This window comes from Parablautia muri (assembly GCF_009917485.1).
In the GTDB taxonomy this organism is placed as follows: Bacteria; Bacillota; Clostridia; order Lachnospirales; family Lachnospiraceae; genus Suilimivivens; species Suilimivivens muri.
In genome coordinates, this window is sequence record NZ_QZDT01000040.1 from 1 (window position 1) to 18,555 (window position 18,555).

Annotated in this window: 24 protein-coding genes; all 24 read left to right on the plus strand. The window is 35.4% G+C overall.

Going from position 1 to position 18,555, the window contains the following annotated elements; genetic code table 11:
* The coding region (locus D5281_RS18055; RefSeq protein ID WP_160561488.1) for a LexA family protein at positions 1-183 on the plus strand (183 nt) is incomplete at its 5' end.
* Positions 184-211: 28 nt separating this feature from the next.
* A complete protein-coding gene (locus D5281_RS18060; protein WP_160561489.1) occupies positions 212-715 on the plus strand; it encodes an HNH endonuclease in 504 nt (167 codons plus the stop codon).
* 142 nt (positions 716-857) lie between these two features.
* Positions 858-1,112, plus strand: coding sequence for a type II toxin-antitoxin system Phd/YefM family antitoxin (locus tag D5281_RS18065; protein WP_160561490.1), 255 nt, complete (start codon positions 858-860; stop codon positions 1,110-1,112).
* Positions 1,113-1,409, plus strand: coding sequence for a Txe/YoeB family addiction module toxin (locus D5281_RS18070; protein ID WP_160561491.1), 297 nt, complete (start codon positions 1,113-1,115; stop codon positions 1,407-1,409).
* A gap of 235 nt (positions 1,410-1,644) precedes the next feature.
* On the plus strand, positions 1,645-2,520 hold the full coding sequence (locus tag D5281_RS18075) for a tyrosine-type recombinase/integrase (protein ID WP_277935446.1): 876 nt from the start codon (positions 1,645-1,647) through the stop codon (positions 2,518-2,520).
* 80 nt (positions 2,521-2,600) lie between these two features.
* On the plus strand, positions 2,601-2,801 hold the full coding sequence (locus D5281_RS18080) for a hypothetical protein (RefSeq protein WP_160561492.1): 201 nt from the start codon (positions 2,601-2,603) through the stop codon (positions 2,799-2,801).
* Entirely contained in the window at positions 2,798-5,083 is a 2,286-nt protein-coding gene (locus D5281_RS18085; RefSeq protein WP_160561493.1) for a Helicase associated domain protein, read from the plus strand. The genes D5281_RS18080 and D5281_RS18085 overlap by 4 nt, the downstream gene beginning before the upstream one ends.
* A gap of 86 nt (positions 5,084-5,169) precedes the next feature.
* The gene (locus tag D5281_RS18090) at positions 5,170-5,352 is read left to right on the plus strand and encodes a hypothetical protein (protein ID WP_160561494.1); all 183 of its coding nucleotides are present in this window, start codon (positions 5,170-5,172) and stop codon (positions 5,350-5,352) included.
* 773 nt (positions 5,353-6,125) lie between these two features.
* Complete coding sequence (locus tag D5281_RS25890; RefSeq protein WP_277935447.1) at positions 6,126-6,299, plus strand: hypothetical protein; 174 nt, start codon at positions 6,126-6,128, stop codon at positions 6,297-6,299.
* A 52-nt stretch (positions 6,300-6,351) separates the two neighbouring features.
* Entirely contained in the window at positions 6,352-6,714 is a 363-nt protein-coding gene (locus D5281_RS18095; RefSeq protein ID WP_330585137.1) for a MerR family transcriptional regulator, read from the plus strand.
* Between the two features lie 326 nt (positions 6,715-7,040).
* Entirely contained in the window at positions 7,041-7,241 is a 201-nt protein-coding gene (locus tag D5281_RS18100) for a hypothetical protein (protein ID WP_160561495.1), read from the plus strand.
* A gap of 62 nt (positions 7,242-7,303) precedes the next feature.
* The gene (locus D5281_RS26640; RefSeq protein WP_330585135.1) at positions 7,304-7,888 is read left to right on the plus strand and encodes a recombinase family protein; all 585 of its coding nucleotides are present in this window, start codon (positions 7,304-7,306) and stop codon (positions 7,886-7,888) included.
* A complete protein-coding gene (locus tag D5281_RS25895) occupies positions 7,869-8,939 on the plus strand; it encodes a DUF4368 domain-containing protein (RefSeq protein ID WP_330585136.1) in 1,071 nt (356 codons plus the stop codon). The genes D5281_RS26640 and D5281_RS25895 overlap by 20 nt, the downstream gene beginning before the upstream one ends.
* A 732-nt stretch (positions 8,940-9,671) precedes the next feature.
* Positions 9,672-10,169 carry a type III toxin-antitoxin system TenpIN family toxin gene (gene tenpIN, locus D5281_RS18115; protein WP_160561496.1) on the plus strand — a complete coding sequence of 166 codons (498 nt, stop codon included), beginning with the start codon at positions 9,672-9,674 and terminating at the stop codon, positions 10,167-10,169.
* 501 nt (positions 10,170-10,670) lie between these two features.
* On the plus strand, positions 10,671-11,063 hold the full coding sequence (locus tag D5281_RS18120) for a hypothetical protein (protein ID WP_160561497.1): 393 nt from the start codon (positions 10,671-10,673) through the stop codon (positions 11,061-11,063).
* 114 nt (positions 11,064-11,177) lie between these two features.
* Entirely contained in the window at positions 11,178-11,639 is a 462-nt protein-coding gene (locus D5281_RS18125; protein WP_160561498.1) for a TFIIB-type zinc ribbon-containing protein, read from the plus strand.
* 353 nt (positions 11,640-11,992) lie between these two features.
* Complete coding sequence (locus D5281_RS18130) at positions 11,993-12,337, plus strand: hypothetical protein (RefSeq protein ID WP_160561499.1); 345 nt, start codon at positions 11,993-11,995, stop codon at positions 12,335-12,337.
* A gap of 43 nt (positions 12,338-12,380) precedes the next feature.
* A complete protein-coding gene (locus D5281_RS18135) occupies positions 12,381-13,184 on the plus strand; it encodes a hypothetical protein (protein ID WP_160561500.1) in 804 nt (267 codons plus the stop codon).
* A 124-nt stretch (positions 13,185-13,308) separates the two neighbouring features.
* A complete protein-coding gene (locus tag D5281_RS18140) occupies positions 13,309-13,491 on the plus strand; it encodes a hypothetical protein (RefSeq protein WP_160561501.1) in 183 nt (60 codons plus the stop codon).
* Between the two features lie 279 nt (positions 13,492-13,770).
* Positions 13,771-14,427 carry an Ntn hydrolase family protein gene (locus D5281_RS18145; protein WP_160561502.1) on the plus strand — a complete coding sequence of 219 codons (657 nt, stop codon included), beginning with the start codon at positions 13,771-13,773 and terminating at the stop codon, positions 14,425-14,427.
* A 455-nt stretch (positions 14,428-14,882) separates the two neighbouring features.
* Positions 14,883-16,973, plus strand: coding sequence for a hypothetical protein (locus tag D5281_RS18150; RefSeq protein WP_160561503.1), 2,091 nt, complete (start codon positions 14,883-14,885; stop codon positions 16,971-16,973).
* Between the two features lie 179 nt (positions 16,974-17,152).
* The gene (locus D5281_RS18155) at positions 17,153-17,803 is read left to right on the plus strand and encodes a DUF3990 domain-containing protein (RefSeq protein ID WP_160561504.1); all 651 of its coding nucleotides are present in this window, start codon (positions 17,153-17,155) and stop codon (positions 17,801-17,803) included.
* The gene (locus tag D5281_RS18160) at positions 17,800-18,018 is read left to right on the plus strand and encodes a hypothetical protein (RefSeq protein WP_160561505.1); all 219 of its coding nucleotides are present in this window, start codon (positions 17,800-17,802) and stop codon (positions 18,016-18,018) included. The genes D5281_RS18155 and D5281_RS18160 overlap by 4 nt, the downstream gene beginning before the upstream one ends.
* Before the next feature lie 259 nt (positions 18,019-18,277).
* The gene (locus tag D5281_RS18165; RefSeq protein WP_160561506.1) at positions 18,278-18,484 is read left to right on the plus strand and encodes an excisionase; all 207 of its coding nucleotides are present in this window, start codon (positions 18,278-18,280) and stop codon (positions 18,482-18,484) included.
* Positions 18,485-18,555 lie beyond the last annotated feature (71 nt).

Consider the following 18,555-nt stretch of genomic DNA (forward strand, 5'->3'; position numbering starts at 1 on the left):
ATCAAAGAACATGGATATTCCCCGTCTTACAGGGAAATCGCTGATGGCGTAGGTGTCAGAGCTGTATCTACTATAGCGGAAAGAATTCACAGGCTTGAGGATATGGGAAAGATTAAAACAAAAATGGATATACCACGGACAATAAATGTTGTCGGGTATCAATTTGTAAAAATTAAAAAGTAGCTATTACTATGCTAAGCAGGTGGATAATATGGCGATTTTACTAACAAATGGAAAATTCTACATAGCACACAATAGGACTGGTGCGGTAATTAAAGTGGCAGACATAGAACAGGCACAGGATTTTTATTCAGTAGAGAGGGCGATTAACCAAAGAAATAGAACACCTGGAAAATGTGCGGGATATTATTATATAGATACGGAAAAGAATAAAGCCAAAATTAAGCGGAAAAGCTATTCTGATGAAGAACGGAAAATCATATATAATAAATCCGGTGGACGGTGCGAGTTATGCGGCCAGCGGCTGTTGTTGGAAAATATGACATTGGATCATATTGTGCCTTTATCAATGGGCGGAGGGGAGTCTATGGAAAATCTGCAAGCGGCTTGTTATGCCTGTAATCAGTTCAAAAGCAATATTCTCCCTGATGATTTTATGGACAGGATTATAAAAATATTCCTGTATCAGACGGAAAAGAAGTGTGGTAAAGATATGAAACTGAAAATCATACATAAGTTGGTGGAAACATTATGATATTAGTCGGTACTGGTGGAAGTTTTCTGTCAGTGCTGATTGTATTATATGGTAAAGGATATTATACTATAGAGCAATAATGAGGAAACATATTGACGTACGCAAAAACGTACGGTATAATATAAAAAAAGGAGATGATGCTATGATCGCAATCAGTGTAACAAAAGCAAGAGAAAATATTTATCAAATACTGTCGGATGTTAATGATAGTAGCCAGCCGATTACGATTACAAATAACCGTGGAAAAAATGGTGTCCTTATTTCGGAAGAAGATTGGAATGCTATTCAGGAAACATTATATTTGAATTCTATACCATGTATGACAGAAAGCATTATTGAGGCAGGAAGAGAACCGTTAGAAGATTGTTCCATATATAATCCGGATGAGGAATGGTAAATGTATATCATTAGATTTAGTAAACAAGCAGACAAAGATAAAAATCTGTTAAAAGGAGCAGGGCTTGATTTAAAAGCAAAAATTTTATTAAATATTATAGCGGAAAATCCTTTCCAAAATCCACCTCCGTATGAGGGATTGGTGGGAAATCTAAACGGCTACTATTCCAGAAGGATTAATATACAGCATAGGTTGGTTTATCAGGTATATAATGAGCCGGTTGTCATTGATGGAAAAGAATATGAAGGAACAATAAAAGTTGCCCGTATGTGGTCACATTATGATGCTGTGAGATAAACACAAAGCACCAACGGATGAATTAATCATCTGAAGGTGCTTTTTTCGTGTTTTCATCTTATAAATGGAAAATATACAAGTCGTGGGGCAGAAATGCCCTTATTTATTTTCTCAAAATAACGGAAATTTGTTTGAGTTTTTTAAAGAGAATATATAAAAAACAATCAATAACTCAAAAAAGATATAGAAATATATATCAGAAAAAACTCAAAAAAGATTCTCGGAGGATATGCGCATGGAAAAATTGATGGAAGAATTTGAAACGAAAATGTTTCTTGATGGAAAATCAGAAAGGACAGTGGAAGTATACAGCAATTCCGTAAAAGAATTTTTCAAGTGGTTTTATGACAGCTATGGAAATGTGGAATATAAAAAGCTGTATCGTGAGAATATTCTGGAATATAAAAGCTATTTGAAGAACATTAAGAAGTCCTCACATTCTGGAAATAATCTGTGTCCTAAATCCATTAATTCAAAATTGTCAGCACTGATTTGCTTTAATGAGCTGATGGAACCTGACAATATCGTTGTGTCAAAAAGAGATCTGATAAAGATACAAGCGGAAATTGTGAGTCCTACTTCCATAACGAAAAAGGAAATAGAAGAATTTCGACAGATAGTATTACAGAGCGAAGGATGTGCTGCAAAAAGGAATTTTGCCATTGTAACAATACTTGCATATGCAGGATTAAGGATTTCGGAATGTCTTAATCTGCGGAAAGCTGATATATGTCTGGAATCTAATCAATTAAAGATTTCGGCTGGAAAAGGTGAGAAAGCAAGGATTGTGATTGTTAATAGCAAGATTGTATCGGCGGTAAAGGAATATCAGAAAACAGATCATATGGAATCTGAATGGCTTTTTCATAATAGTAGAGGCGAAAGATTAAACCAGACGACAATAAACAGAGTATTTAAGTTATGTTGTCCGGAGGGATATGATATCACGCCGCATACATTGAGACATTTTTATGCGATTAATGCGGTATCAAGTGGAATATTTACCATTCCAGAGATTGCAAATCAGATGGGACATTCCAGCATTAAGACTACAATGCGGTATATGAACCCAAATCTGGAAGAAATCAGAAAGAAAGTTGAGCAGCTTTGATATTTTCGTGGAAAATCTGTATGGATATAGAGAAGTACAAAATGTAGATAACAAATTTTATATGATTGGAGGAATGGATATTGAGTGATTTGATGAAGAATGAAGCATTTTATTATGGATTAATATGTGGAATCAAACTTTTCCAACAGAAGATTGTTGTATCTCATAAACGAGGGGAACATATTATGATTAATAATATGCCATATTATCTTCGAGATGGCAGGGAACGTTTGCAAGAAATGTTAAATAAAATATTTGAAAGTGAGGAAAATAAATTATGAGAGTAGCAGATGATTTGAAACCACATAACAGAGAGACTATTGAAAAGATTCTTGATTTCTTCAGAACAGAAAGAAAGTGTTGTGCTATTCAGGCAACTGGCACAGGAAAAACTTTTCTTATCTTGCGTTTGTTAGAGATTTTTAATGATGAAGGTAAGGATGCAGTAATATTTGCTCCTAACAGAGAAATCATTAAGCAGACTAAGAAAAGAATGCAAAAGTTTGGTTTAAATAATGCGACTTTCTATACATATCAGAAATTAGCAAAAATGGCTGATGAGGAAATTCCTGATATCAAAGCAGATCTGATTGTATGTGATGAATTACATAGAACAGGTGCTAAAACATGGGGACAGAAATTTGAAGTATTAGTAAATTCTCATTTGGATTCAAAAGTATTTGGCGTAACTGCTACACCATTAAGGTGTGCTGATGGTAGGGATATGGCAGAGGAATATTTTGATGGGAATAAGGCTTGTGATATTTCTTTAGCAGAAGCATTAGTAAGAGAGATTATTCCTGTAATGCCATTGTATGTATCAGCTTTATATACATTTGAAGAAGAATATCAGAAGATGAGCGACAAGATTAGTAAAGCAAATAATTCAAATGAGGAAAAGGCTGACTTACAAAAAGAATTATTGACTGCTAAACAACAGTTAGAAAAGGCAAATGGCATACCTGAGATTATTAAGAAGTATATCACTAGCTATAATGGGAAATATCTTGTGTTCTGCAAAGACAAGAAACATCTGTATGTTATGAAGGATGTTGTTGTCGGATGGTTTAGAGAAGCTGGTTATGGTGGAAAGATATTTGAATATCCATATTATTCTAATAATAGTGAAGTGAAAAAGAATCTGCAAAATTTTGAAAATAATAAAGAAGGAGGACTTAAATTACTTTTTATTATTGATAAGTTGAATGAAGGCTTGCATCTTGAAGAAGTACATGGCTGTATTTTACTTAGAACAACAGTTTCCAACATTATTTATTATCAGCAGATTGGACGTGCTATTGATGCTGGAAGTAATGAACAAAGAGTGATTCTTGATCTTGTTAGTAATTTTAATAGTTTAAAGTCTTTTAATTTGAAGAAAGAGTTAGATGAAAAGGTAAGGGAGCGGAAGGAAGGTAAGTTTTCTGATTGTTCTGAAGATTTTGAGATTGACAAATTTGATGTTGTTGATTGTGTTCAGGAATGTGTGGATGTTTTTAACACTATTGACAATATATTGTATGGAGAATGGGATATAAAAATAAGTGCATTGCAACAATACTATGAAAGAGAAGGTCATTCAAGGGTTCCTCAAAATCATATTGAATGGATAAATGACAGAGAAATAAAATTAGGCGCATTTGTTGCTTGGATAAGACAGGGTAATTATACAATGACAAAAGAAAGAATTGATCAATTAACAGAGGTTCAATTTGTATATGATACAAATGAATATAAATGGGATATTTTTTTAGAAGGGTTAGAAGAATACAAAAAGCAATATGGAGACTGTAATGTGCCATATCAATATATAATTACAAAAAATAATCAACAAATAAAACTTGGCTGGATGTGTTCATCTCTTAGGACGAGAGAAAAAAGAGGAGTTGTTGATAAAACATTAATTTGCAAGTTAGAGGAAATGGGGTTTATATGGGATGTTGAAAAATATATGTTTATGAAAAGCATTGAAAAGCTCAAACAATTTTGCAAAGACAGAAAATGTTTAATATCTGAAATAAAACAAATTCATAATGATAAAGAACAATGTCAAGTTTTTCGTTTTGTAAACAAACAAAAAAAGAATTTACAGAGAGGGTTATATGACTATGGTAAATATGCCTATAAAAAGGAAATATTAAAAAGTATTGGTATTACGGAAGAATGTGCTGATACATCATGGGAATTTATGTTTAATGAATGGGTAATTGCAAAGGAAAAATTTGGAAATAAAATTCCTGGTAAATATAAAGCAGCAAATGGGAATAATTTACGCAACTGGGTTATCGTGCAAAGAGTAAAGGCAAATAATGGAACATTTTCAGACGAAAGATTCAATAAGCTAAAAGATAATGGATTTATTTTTGAAAAAAATTATAATAATGTCAAGCGTATCAATATTTACCATAAAGGGAAGTTTTTAAATAGATTTGATTCAATAAAAGATGCTAAGGATAAATGTCAGTTGTTATATGGTATAAAGTTTGATGGTAAAGTTATTGCAGAAATATTAAATGGAAAAAGAAAGGATTATCATGGATATTTTTTTGAAGAAGTAGTTTAATCTTTTAAAATATAAAATTTGTATGGATAAAAATAAAGTGATAAATTTGATACTATCGTAAATAAGTAGATGGAGGAAAAGGTATTATGAGCATCATTAGTATAGAAGAAATCCGAAAGAGCAGCCAGTTAAAGAAAGAAAAGTGTAGCCAAGCAAAAGCGGCAATGATGGAGTTTTTATCAGATGGTCAGAAAGAAAAGTTTGATAAGACTTTTGATTCTGTTATGGGTAAAGTGCTTAAGGGAGTAATGATAAAAGAGAAGAGTTAATGTATCAGGGAGAAGTTTAATAGGGGGATTGATTGAAGATGAAAGCTGTATCCAGGAATGGATATGGCTTTTTCTTTTTTTGTGTGGGATTGTTGGGGCAAAAAAGTTCGGCTGAATATTCGGGAGAATAATAGAAAATAAAAATCTTGGATATAAAACATACTATTTTGGTAGGAATTAAAAGGGAAATTGAGATATGCAGTTGGTGAGTGATAAATATACAGATATGCTTAAAAAGTATAGTTCGGTGTGGTGAGGTTTGCTTTGGGTATGGGATGTGAAAATGCTTTGTTTTTCAAGGGATTTTGGGAGTAGTAATAGTGTGAGAAAGTGAGAACAGACAAAAAATAAGGTGTGTTAAGATGATTTTTAAAGATGTTCGAGATTATGCTGAAAAATAAACGTTTCTAGCTGCTTTTGAAGGTGGGAATGACAGATAGGAAGATGCACAAAAAAAGCTGATTTATTGGGGAATATTGAAGCTTTGTGGTAATTTTGGGGTGTTCGGAGAAATTTTGGAATAATAGTTTGATGTTCAAAGTAATTATGTTAATCAAATATCTATACTGTATATTGTAGTGCAAAAAATATGAACACAACATCTTGACAAGTATAATTTGAATATGTTATTATCTGGAAAACAAAAGAGAAATATCAGATATACACCCGATTACAGCGAAGGATAACATACTAAACTTAGGAGAAAAGACAAAGTATTGTTATTATTGTGCGTTTTCGGGTGTTTTTATTGAATTTTGAAGGGGGTATATTTTATGGCTAAGAATGCACCAATAGGGGATGGACAGAGAAAAGGTATGGTTAAAAGGCGATCACAGACATTTAATCCAGTAACAAAGCAATGGGTAAAACGAAATACGGAAACAGGACAATTTATGGATGTTAAGCAGAATGGTACTCGCTTTAAGGGTGTAAGAAGAGAGAAGTAATAGGAAGAGAGGTTTTTTGTTATGAATAGGAAGTGATTTTTTGTAATACTCCATAGGTGAATTTTCAAGGCTTACAGATTTAGGAATACATACCCTGCGCTACTATGAACATGAGGGCTTAATTACGCCGGGGCGCAATTCCAGTAACCGCCGCTGTTATTCGGATAAAGACCTTGCATGGATTGAATTTATCAAGCGTCTGAAAGATACGGGTATGCCGATTAAGGAGATACAGCATTATGCAAAACTGCGGGCAGAGGGCGACCCTACTCTGCGTGAGAGAATGGAAATGCTGACTGCACATAGGGAAGCTCTAAATGAGCAGATAAGACAGTTACAGGAGCACATGACAAAACTAGACGACAAAATTGACTTTTACCGACAGGAGATAGACCGCACATCAAAAAATAATTAGGACGCAATAATACGCCTGTTTTCTTTCTGAAAAGATTGGAAACAGGCGTAAATTTTTATGGTTTTGTTTGGCATTTCCCAAACTTGCCCGTATTAAGAAACAAGGAAAACTTTTTGAAAAATTTCTCTCAAAATTCCGTCAAAACCGCCCTGTGCGGTGTTGTAGGTAGTGAGAGGGTTTTCAAGAGGGTTTGGGATACTTCCCAACAAGCAAAATCTGTCCGGCAAGCCATAGCGCAGACGGGCAGATTTACGGAAATGGGTACCCGTTTCCTATGCTTGCTCCGAAACTTATCATTTAGCAAATACGGAAAGGAAGGGAAAAGAATGGATTGGGAACTGGAAATCAAGGACAGCGGCTATCTGCCGGAAAAAGGAAAGCCGACAGAGGAAACGGTCTTCTACAAAATCGGCGGCACATACTATGAAGTGTCTACCTCCTGCGGCGGCTCGGAACGGCTCCGCGACAAGATGATACGGCTCATAAAATCGGAAACCGTCAAACCGCCCAATGACAAACAGGGATAAATGCGCTATAATAGGATTAGCACTACTGTTTGTCGGGCGTTCATTACAGGAGGAATGAACATATGACAGCAAATACATATAAGCCCGGACAGATAACAGCATTATACGCCCGTCTTCCGCAGGAAGATACGTTAGAGGGCGACAGCAACAGCATTGTGAACCAGAAAGCAGTCCTTTCCAAATATGCGGCGGACAACGGCTTTACAAATCCCGTTTTCTTCATTGACAACGGCGTATCGGGCGTGACGTTCGACAGACCAAATTTTAACCGCATGATTGCAGAGATTGAAGCCGGAAACGTGGCGATGGTCATTGTCAAGGATATGTCAAGGTTAGGGCGCGATTATCTGAAAGTCGGCTACTATACGGAAATCTTTTTCGTGGAGCGTGACGTTAGATATATCGCAATCAATGACGGTGTGGACAGCGAAAAGGGAGATAATGATTTTACCCCGTTCCGCAACTTATTTAACGATTTTTACGCCAAAGACACAAGCAAAAAGGTACGGGCAATCAAGCGAGCGAGCGCAAGGACAGGCGGGGGAACATCTGACAAAGCCGCCTTACGGCTACATGGTAAGCCCTACAGACAAAAAGCAATGGATTGTAGACGAGGAAGCTGCCGCTGTGGTGAAGCGGATTTTTGATTTATGTATCACCGGAAAAGGCCCAATGCAGATAGCAAAAATCCTCAAAGAAGATAATGTACTGACCGTAAAAGCCTACTATGCGGAGAAAAAGGGAAAAGCCTTTCCAGACAATCCATATAACTGGAACGAAAACAGCATTGTTGCTATTTTGGAGCGTATGGACTACTGCGGGCATACGGTGAACTTCAAAAGCTATTCCAAATCCCACAAGCTGAAAAAGCGGATACCAACCACAAAGGAACAACAGGCTATCTTCTTCAATACCCATGAAGCGATTGTAGAGGACGCTGTTTTTGAACGGGTGCAGGAACTAAGGGCGAACAAACGCCGCCTCACAAAAGCGGACAGACAGGGATTGTTTTCCGGCTTGGTATACTGTGCGGACTGTGGAAGCAAGCTACATTTCGCCACTTGCAAAAGTTTTAACGGCTCACAAGACCATTACCGCTGTGCAAAGTACAAAAGCAATACGGGAAGCTGTACGGCTCACTTTATCCGCGAGGAAGTGTTGAAACAAATCGTATGGAGCAGGATATTTGACGTAACCGCCATCTTCTTTGATGACATCATGGCTTTCCATGAAATGATGTATCAGCAACGCTCCGCTGAAACAGAAAAGGAAATGAAGCGCAGGAAGCGTGAAGTCGGACAGGCGAGGAAGCGGATAGCAGAACTTGACCGTATCTTCAAGCGGATTTATGAGGACGACATAAGCGGGGCAATCAGCCACGACAGGTTTTTGAAGCTGTCCGCAGAGTATGACGCGGAACAGCGGGAACTGGAAGAAAAGGTCAAGGCAGATCAGCAGGAAGTCGATACCTACGAACAGAATAAGAGCGATTTTGACAACTTCGCCGCGATTATCCGCAAATATGTGGGGATAAAGGAACTTACCCCCGCAATCGTCAATGAATTTATCAAGAAAATCATAGTCCATGCGCCGGAAAAGGTGGACGGGAAACGGGTACAGAAAGTGGATATTGTTTTCAATTTTGTGGGTGAACTCAATTTCCTTTCTGCCACGCAACCGAAACGGCAAGGCGCATAGGAACTCGAAAAGACGGTACAGCCCTTGTAATTGGGGCTATACCGCCTAATCTGAAATTACTTCCCTCTAACCGTAAACATTTGATTTTACGGGAGTTTTTATGATTGACTATGAAGAGAGGCGAGAAAAGAACGTAAGCTGAGTAGGGTCTCTCTAAAATGTTGTGAAATATCGTACTATCGGCATTGGCAGTATCTGGTATTGTGGAAAATCCGGATCATAGAAAGCTGTCAGTGCCAAACGCCAATAACTGTAATTACAGTTCAAATATATTTCTCCAAATATTCAGTTTTAGCCGATATAAGCCTCAAAACTTGTATCGGTATTCATCCAGGACTTCCACAATCTGGATGTACCACAATAACAACTTATGTACAAGCCGCATGGTGTCCACCACAAGCATCATACGGCAAAGTACAAAAAATGTTGATTTATGGGATATGGATGGTATAATAAATCTATCATCAAATATGGATTTGCACATTTGTTCACAAAATGTTCATTTTATGTTTGTTGTATGTTCTCCTGTTTTTGGGTATATTATAAGTAAGGAATCTTAGTCGATTCCTTCATCACAATATGAGTCCTGTGACTGTTCTGACAGGACGGTAAAATAAAAGTGACAGAGCGATGAGTTGAGTGACGGTTCTGACTCAACGGTAAAATAAAAGTGACCGAGTGATGAAAATTGTGGGAGGGCAACGGCTCTCCCATTTTTACTAAGGAGATATTATGAGCCCTAAAGACGATGCATTTGATTATCAGGTATTGAATCTGACAAATAAATTTTATGCTGATTATCCAAATCCACCATATAAGGAAATTGTCAGGAAGAATAGCAGACCATACAACTGCTTATTAGTGCAGTCGCATTATGGATATTTCATTTGTATTCCTTATAGGAGCCATATAAACCATAAATATGCCTTCAAATTTAAAAAGAGTATCCGTTCCCAAAGGACAAACTCAGGATTAGATTACAGTAAGATTGTAATAATAACAAATAATGAATATATTGGAACAGCAGATGCCATTGTGGATAAAGATGAATATAATGAGACACGGGATAATATAGAATACATAAAAAACGATGCTCAAAATTACATTGATAATTATGTAGATAGCCTGATAGGGAAATCAATAAAATACGATAAAAGGGAATTTAATCGTGTCTATGGGTATTCTACATTACAATATTTCCATAAAGAGCTTGGAATTGAAGGAAAATAGTTAAGAAATAAGGACGCTGCCCAATAAAGCAACGTCTTATTTTAATATTCAATTTTATGAATTAAGGTTCGCATATTAACAGAATTATAATAAAAAGGAGAGACTAAATGCTTACGCAAGAAGAAGTACGACAGAAATTAATAAGAAAGATGGAGGAAAGGCAGCAACAGTATATTGCTAAACAGATCGGAGTACCGAAACAGATAATAAGTAATTTCTAGACAGGAAAACGGGATTTGTGGGATTCATCGCTGCAAGCCCTTAATGATTATCTGGATACTCATTAATCAGATCAGAAGTAAAACCAAAGAAGTAGCCCATTAACAAATCAAACACATATTTAAAATTCAAATTAAAATCTAATTCATTCAAAGCGGCGAAATAATCAAAGCCGCAAAAATCCAATTTAAAACAATTACAACTGAATATTGAAAAAAGAGAAATTAGAAACAGTAGGTATTAAAAACGGAACAGAAACAAGCAAATAGAAAAGAGATTGGAATGGACGTTATCTATAGGACATTACCAAATCTGAAAACAGAGCATCAGAATATAATTTCGGTTAATTACAAGTTATCTGATTTGCATAATTGGATGAATAATCAAGAGGAATTAAATCAATATTTGCAAGGATTGCTTGATGGGGCAAATACAAATATCCTGGCAATAAATGCTTTGATAGAGCTTTATAATGGAGTGACTATAGAAAGCAAAGACAAGAAAAATCATATCGTTAAAGGTGTGGGGATATTATATGATGCTTTGCCGGAAGAATCGAAACAAAACGTATGCGAGGATTTGTTGAACAGGAAGAAATTTTATGAGGATGCCTGTCTTAAGATTATGGATAGTTTTAATCAGGCGGTTGAAGTGAAAGGGGATGTGGGGGTGTAGGGATAGGATAGATTGAATGGTATATATGGTATAAATTGGATTTCCCGTTGTGGATATGGAGAAAAGATAGTATAATTACAGGTAAATAAAGGTAGGAAAGCTGAGATTTCTAATATGGAAGAAAAAAGTGTAAAATGCCCTAAATGCCATACAACATATAATAAAATGTTTTTGATGGGTAAACAAGGAAATATTGATACCTGTCCAATGTGTGGATCAGATATGAATGACGAAGAACATCCTGATTGGATTACGTGGTATTATTATAAGGATCCCCAATATGGTGACTATAGTTTGTGGGACAAATTACCTTTAAAGCCAGAGGAATTAGTACTAATCAAAGAATTTAAAGCACCACCAGAATCAGAATGTGGATTAGATGAAGTGAAAAGGATATTACGTACATATATCCCTGATGCCTTTTCTGAGATTAAAGATACAAATCCTACAATATGTTGCCCAAGATGTGGTAGTCAAGAATACACCTTGTTAAATAGAGGATATTCTGTATTTACTGGATTGTTAGGAAGTGGAAAAGTAAAAAGAGTATGCAACCAGTGTAAAAAAGAATTCTAAATATTATGAGGGTAGCGGTATGAAATTGCTTATTGTGATAATATGCATAGGAATTATCTGGTGGGTTGAATATGACAGAAATGCATACATTGATTCATTACCAAAAGAAAAGAGGGATGAATTAATAAAGAGGCAATCGCAAATGCGGTGTTCCCATTGCCTATCAACTGATTTCGAAGTTGTAGGTATGAAGCATAATAGATTACTATGGCAATGCAAACATTGTAAAAGAATTAGAAAGTAAAATAATAAAATATTATGAAAAACTAAATATCAAATAACAAATTTTAGGAGAGATTATTTACATAGTCTCTCTTTTATTATGTTCAAAAATAAGGAGGAAAATTTTTATAGTGGAAAATAATTTCATTTTAGATTTAATAGCATGTTTACAGAAAGGCGAGAGCCGTAAGCAGCTCGATTCAGATATAAAGAATATCGAGAAAACATTAAATATGTTGCGGCTCACAGGAATATTTGCAAAAGGTGAGACAAAGAAGGAATTAAATGCTTATATCAAACAATTATCTAATCAGCTATCAACAATAAAGCTGAAAGCTAAAATCGACAGTAAGAACGTAAAAAGTGAAGTAGACAAGGCTTTAAATAGTGTATCTTTTAAAGATATTGATGCTTTAAACATTGATGAAAACAAGACCAAATTAAAAGTTAAGAAAATAATTGCAGATACAAAGTAAGCGTCAAATAAGATAGTGGATAGAAAAATAACCACTATCTTATTTGACGCTTACCAAAAATCTGCAAAGCACTTTTGCTGATACAGTAAATTCAGCCAATGGCGGTATTGGTGGACATAACTACGCTGATAAGATCAAAGACCTTGAAAAAGAGAAGGATAAGATAAACAGCGCGCTTGATGATGCAAAGAAAGGTTCCACAAAGGAAACAAAGGATGAGTTTGAAGAGTTAATAGATTTCTTTGATAGAAGAAATGATGTATTAAACAATGCCCTCTCCCTTCTGAAAACAAACCTTGATAACGTAACGGGATCCTTTGCAAAGAACAGGCTGATAGATGCAGAATTAGGGGTTACAGAGGAAAAGTTCAAAAATTATTCTGATGCTCTCAACATGTACACCCAAAAGGCAAATGAAGCATTATCCAAGCTCCCTTCTGACATAGCCGCTAAAATAAAAGACGGCGCAGTTGACCTTACCACATTTATTGGTGACGGTAATGAGGAAGTTGTAGAAGCAATAAAGGATTATGAGCAATGGGCTGACAAGGTAGCTGACTGTAAACAGGAATTGGCAGAGCTGAGAACTGCTATCAGACAGTTAGAATTAGAAAAGTTTAATAACATCATGGAGGAATTTTCCAACCAGTTTGACCTTCATGAAGACGGGAAAGGCCTAATAGAGAAACAGATAGCGTTGCTCAAAGAAGCTGGGGAACTGATTGGCGATTCATTCTTTACCACACAGATTGACCAGTCAAAGAAACAGCTTGCGCTTCTTGAAGAAGAAAAGACAAAATTAGTAGAGCAGATGACTTCTGCTGTTAGTTCTGGAAGGGTAGACTGATGCCCTCTCCTGTAGTAATGCAGGATGAATAAAAGTAACTATATCGGTTAAAAGGCGATGGGACGCTCAAGACCGAGGAAAGACTGATTTTAGATTAAAACAACTATTATGAAAGGATATTATTATGAATCCTCACATGCACAATGGATTAATAATCGAATCCATAGACGCAAATGATTTTGAATTTGCTGGTATTGGTTGTGTGAAAATATTGCCTGATGAAGAAATATGGAAATATTACACCCCGCAAATACCTATAACAGAAAACTATCTAATACAACAGATAAAACGCCTTGATACTTTATAAATTCTTCATAAGATGGAATATGCTCTAAATCAAGATATAATACATCAATAAGTGGAAATTTTGAACGTATTTGTTTTGGTATGCATTCTTCTAGTAATAAATATGGATTATATAATTTACAAACATAAAACCTTGCGCAATACTTAATTAAATCATATATAATATTGTCATCATTTATATTGTCTAACAATTCTTGAATGAATATATGTTCTGATAGTTTTGTGTCAATTATTGGTATATAATTGGGATATTATAATACTAATGATTGGGGAATAATATATGAGTTTGGTGCAATTTGTTTTAACGTATAATTTTATATTAGCAGGTGGAGATACACGGGGAACTGACATTAATCAAAATATTGTAAGCGAAACTTATAATAAGGTTATGAAAATAAACCCTAATATAATAATTGGCTGTTCAGGCGTTGCACAAGATTCTCATTTATTCCTTTCTGATTATTGTACATTTTCAAGAGAATATGGATTGCATTTAAAAGATGGAATCAATTTAAAATATCAGGATATTATTTCTAATTTAAATAAGAAATTTGATGGAATGTGCCAAATACATTATGGCAGCGAAAATGAAACGCTTTATAATTTTACAGTTGTTGTATGTGGTTATAATGGAAATGAGTTTATGGCAATGCAATATTCTATATCAGATAATCTGGATGATAAAAATAATGGCAGACATCCAATATATATAAATCCTGAAACAGGATTAAGATGTTTTGTGATTGGATCACTTCAATTAGATTTGCATAACAAAAACTATAATGATGAACTTAGAAAAAATCAACCGGAAACTATATTGCAATACAAAAATGTTATGAAAACTGTATTTGATAAAGGAGTAAAATTTGATAATACAATCAATAATTTATGTGTTTTTGAAAAAATAAAAAGAAAAGATGTGACAGAAAATATATAATAAAGATATCATTGTAATAGGGACAAGCAATATTATTTTTGTAGATGATAGTTGGAAAATAGATAAAAAAGAAAAACAGAATATAGAAAGCAAAAAGAAACTTATGGTAGAGATTTTTAAAGAATCCACAAATCCATATGCTCATTTTATAGGTATGACTATAAAAGGTAACCCAAACAATAATTGTTCTTTTGGTGGCATTAAGATTAATAGCCACTGAATCTAAAATCAGAATCCGTAGAGACTGTAATACCCCATATGGCGACATATGAGGTTCCGTTACTCCCATCTTCTAGCGAGGGTGAAGATCCAGTCCGGACTCACACAATAATCCCAAACAAAATGAAATGTGAGAGACAGCCAGAAATGACTGTCCGCTATGTTTATGCATAGTCAGTAGGCTTGGTAAGCTGAAAGTAACAGACTGACAGAAAGGAACAGATGAATGGCTCTCCATGGTCAATGCCCTCTCCGATGTAGAAGGGAATATCCTTGACTGCAAGAAAGCCATAGAAGAATTTGACAATGAATTATTACAGCTCCATTGGGACGTATTCGACAGAATACAGGGACAGTTTAAAGACCTTGATTCCGAATTATCCAATCTCCGTGGGCTGTTTGATGATTTCAAAGTGACAGACGGCAAATTTAACTGGTCAAAAGAAGGGCTTGCACAATTAGGGCTTCTTACCCAGCAGTATGAGCTTGCACAATACCAGGTACAGCAGTACAATACCGCTATTGATGATTTGAATGCTGCTTATAGTGCTGGTAAATATTCCGCTACGGAATATGTGGATAAGCTCTCTGAGCTATCTAAAGGACAGTGGGATGCGGTAAACAGTTCCGAATCCATAAAGGACGCTATCATTGACCTGAATGAGGTACGCATTAATGAAGATATTGATGCGATTGAGAAGGAAATATCCGCTTACAAGGAGCTGATTGACGCACAGATTGACGCTTTGAAAGCTGCTAAAGATTTACATGATTACCAGCAGTCAATAGCAGAAAAGACAAAATCCGTTACCGACCTTGAAAGACAGATAGCGGCAATGCAGAATGACGATACAGCCGCTACAGTAGCCAAACGCAAACAGTTAGAAGAACAGCTGGCAGAAGCGAGGAAAGACCTTGAAAATGCACAGTATGACCACTCGATTGATGAACAAGAAAACGCCTTGAATAAGCAGTATGAGGATTACAAAAAAGCACGTGATGCCGAAATAGAAGCATTGAAAGCATCTTTAGATGAACGCGAGGGGCTTATCGCTGCATCCTTTGAAACGGTCAAGGCTAATGCTGATATTGTAGGACAGGAAATCGCTTATATCGCCACCCAGCATGGGATCACCATATCAGATGCCATTATCACATCATGGCAGAATGGAGAACAGGCAATTGCAAGTTATGGTGAAGTACTGGCGGCAGGTACAAGTGCGTTCATTGGTAATATTATGGGTGTTGAAAATGAAGTATATGCACTGCAGTATAAAGCAAATGAAACAGCTATCTCTCTCGCATGGATGTTTGCGACACGCGCTGACAATCTTGTAAATGAACTGGCAGCATCCTATTATAGCGAAGAAAATCTGAACTATATGACCAAAGCACTGCATGACAGTTTAATCAATACGCTTGAGGGTGGTTATAACATCAGCAGTATAACAAGTGCCCTTGACGGTATAGCCAATGGATTGAACGGAGTTGCCTCGGCAGCCAATAATGCGGCTAGTGCTATGGCAGCTATGGGTGCGGCTCAGGCTGGTGCCGCTGCTACAGGGGCTTCAGGCAATTACTCTAATAGCAGTGCATCCAATATTTCAAACTCAACTGACATGAAGATTGTAAGACAAAACAGCGGTGAAATCAGGGAAGTAATGCAGAAAGAAGCTGATGGCAAGTGGCATAAATACGCTTATGCTAAAGGCACGCGTAATGCCAAAGGCGGCTTGAGGGTTATCAATGAGGAAGGCCAGGAGCTTACACTCTCCAAACTACAGTCCGGCAATTATGCAATCGGCAATGAAGGCGACCAGATCCTTACCAAAGACGAAACAGATAATGTTTATGAATGGGCAAAGACAAACCCAGAGGAATATGCTGAAAAGGAAGCCGGAAAAGAGAAGGCTTCTAAAAGCAATGTGCCGAAAGGCGCGGTAGATATGTCAGAATTCTTAAAAATAGCCAGCAAAAACAATGAGGTGATTGCGCCTGATGATATTAATGAGTTTATGGAACTGCTTAAGACTGATACAGGAAGGGCAAAGCTAAAAGATCCGAAATACCATAGTGTTTTTTATAAACCGATACCGGTAAATGTACAGCCTCCCAGTTTAACAAGGTATACAAAATCTCCTGAAATTGTATCAAGCAGTGTAAATAATAATAACAAGGTAAATGTACATTATGACAGTTTAATTACGGTTAATGGGGATGTAAATGACACAAACCATTTCCTTAATGGTATGAAGAAAGTAGCGAATGATGCAATCAAACAGAGCTGGCATGATTTTGAGATGACCAGGAAGTATGGGATATATTAATTGAATTTTTAGAAAGGATAAAGAACCGCACTCTGGAATATGGGTGCGGTGATTTATATATGAAAGAGCTATAATTCCTAAAATCACGAATCATAGTTAGTAAACGTAAGTTCTGATAGAATAATACCAATTATTGGTATATAATAAAATATCATAATACAAATGATTGGTGAATACAATTGGAACAAAAATTACTTAGAGATAAGCTGTCAAAGGTTCTTTTTCATGGAACATTAATGGATAGAGCTGCTAAAATAGTGTTAGATGGTATTGATTTTACAAAATTGAATGATAGAGCTGATTTTGGAAAAGGGTTTTATGTGACTGATAGTTATGCTTTAGCTGAAAATACGGCAAGATTGAGATATCATCAGGAAAAGTTGAGAAATGGTAGTGCGTATCCTCCTGTAGTAATGCGAATAAAAGTAAGTTATTTAAATGCAAGTAACTATAATATTAAAGAATTTTATGGTGAAACAGACATTTGGAAAAGATTTGTATGTACAAACCGATGGAATAAACAAGTATTAAAAAAATATCCTGAATATGATAATAATTTTGATTTAAGGTACGATATAATTATTGGATTAACAGCAGATGGTAAAATGAAAAATATAGATAATTTGGTACGTTTGGACTCATATAATTTGTCAAATGACTTTTTAAAAAACATTAATCCATTTTTGACACATTATAAAGACAAAACCACAAAAAAATTAAAAGAAACAAAAGCATACCAAATTTCGTTCCATAATATGGATTTTATCAAGTCTTGTATACGATTTATGGATTATGATATAATACTAACAAGGAAGGAGGATGGATTATGAGCAAAAAAGATATAGATTTATTCTATGAAGACTTATCAGATGCAATTATGGAATTATATGAAGTAGATAAGATTACTGCTTATAATGCCATCAAAATATCTGATATGGATGCAATTATAAAAAAAATAGGCAGTTTTGTATATCATGATGTAATTGAAGTTTGGGCACAATCTGTATGGGGATGTTATAGTCGAAATATGAAAACCAATATATAATTTTTATTGCTTACCGGCAAAAGAGCAAGAGAAACCTTAATCTCCTGCTCTTTTTCAATGTACAAAGTAATTATAACTATAAACAAAGCCGATGTGAACCTGACAAGGAGTTTAACTGAGTCAGGTTCCATAATAGAGTAGATATTAATTGTGTAGATAGAATAGAACTAAAATTGAATATTGATATGATTATGGGTACTGCTGGGTAGTTTGGCGGTACCTTTTTTAGATAGATTGTTGTAAAGGAGATTATGTTTTATTGAAAAACGAAATTAAAGAAGTACCAGTTTGGATTAAATCAAATTTGACGCTTGAAGAAACAGCAGCTTATTCAGGAATTGGAATAAATAGAATAAGAGAGATTTCTAATGATGAGAATTGCCCCTTTGTATTATGGGTTGGTAATAAAAGATTGATAAAAAGAAGGTTGTTTGATGCATATATAGAAAAGCAGTATTCAATATAAAATGATAGAAGTGAGGGTTTTAATATGGTAGAATGAAAACATCATATTAAGGCTCTTTTAGTTTGAAAGGA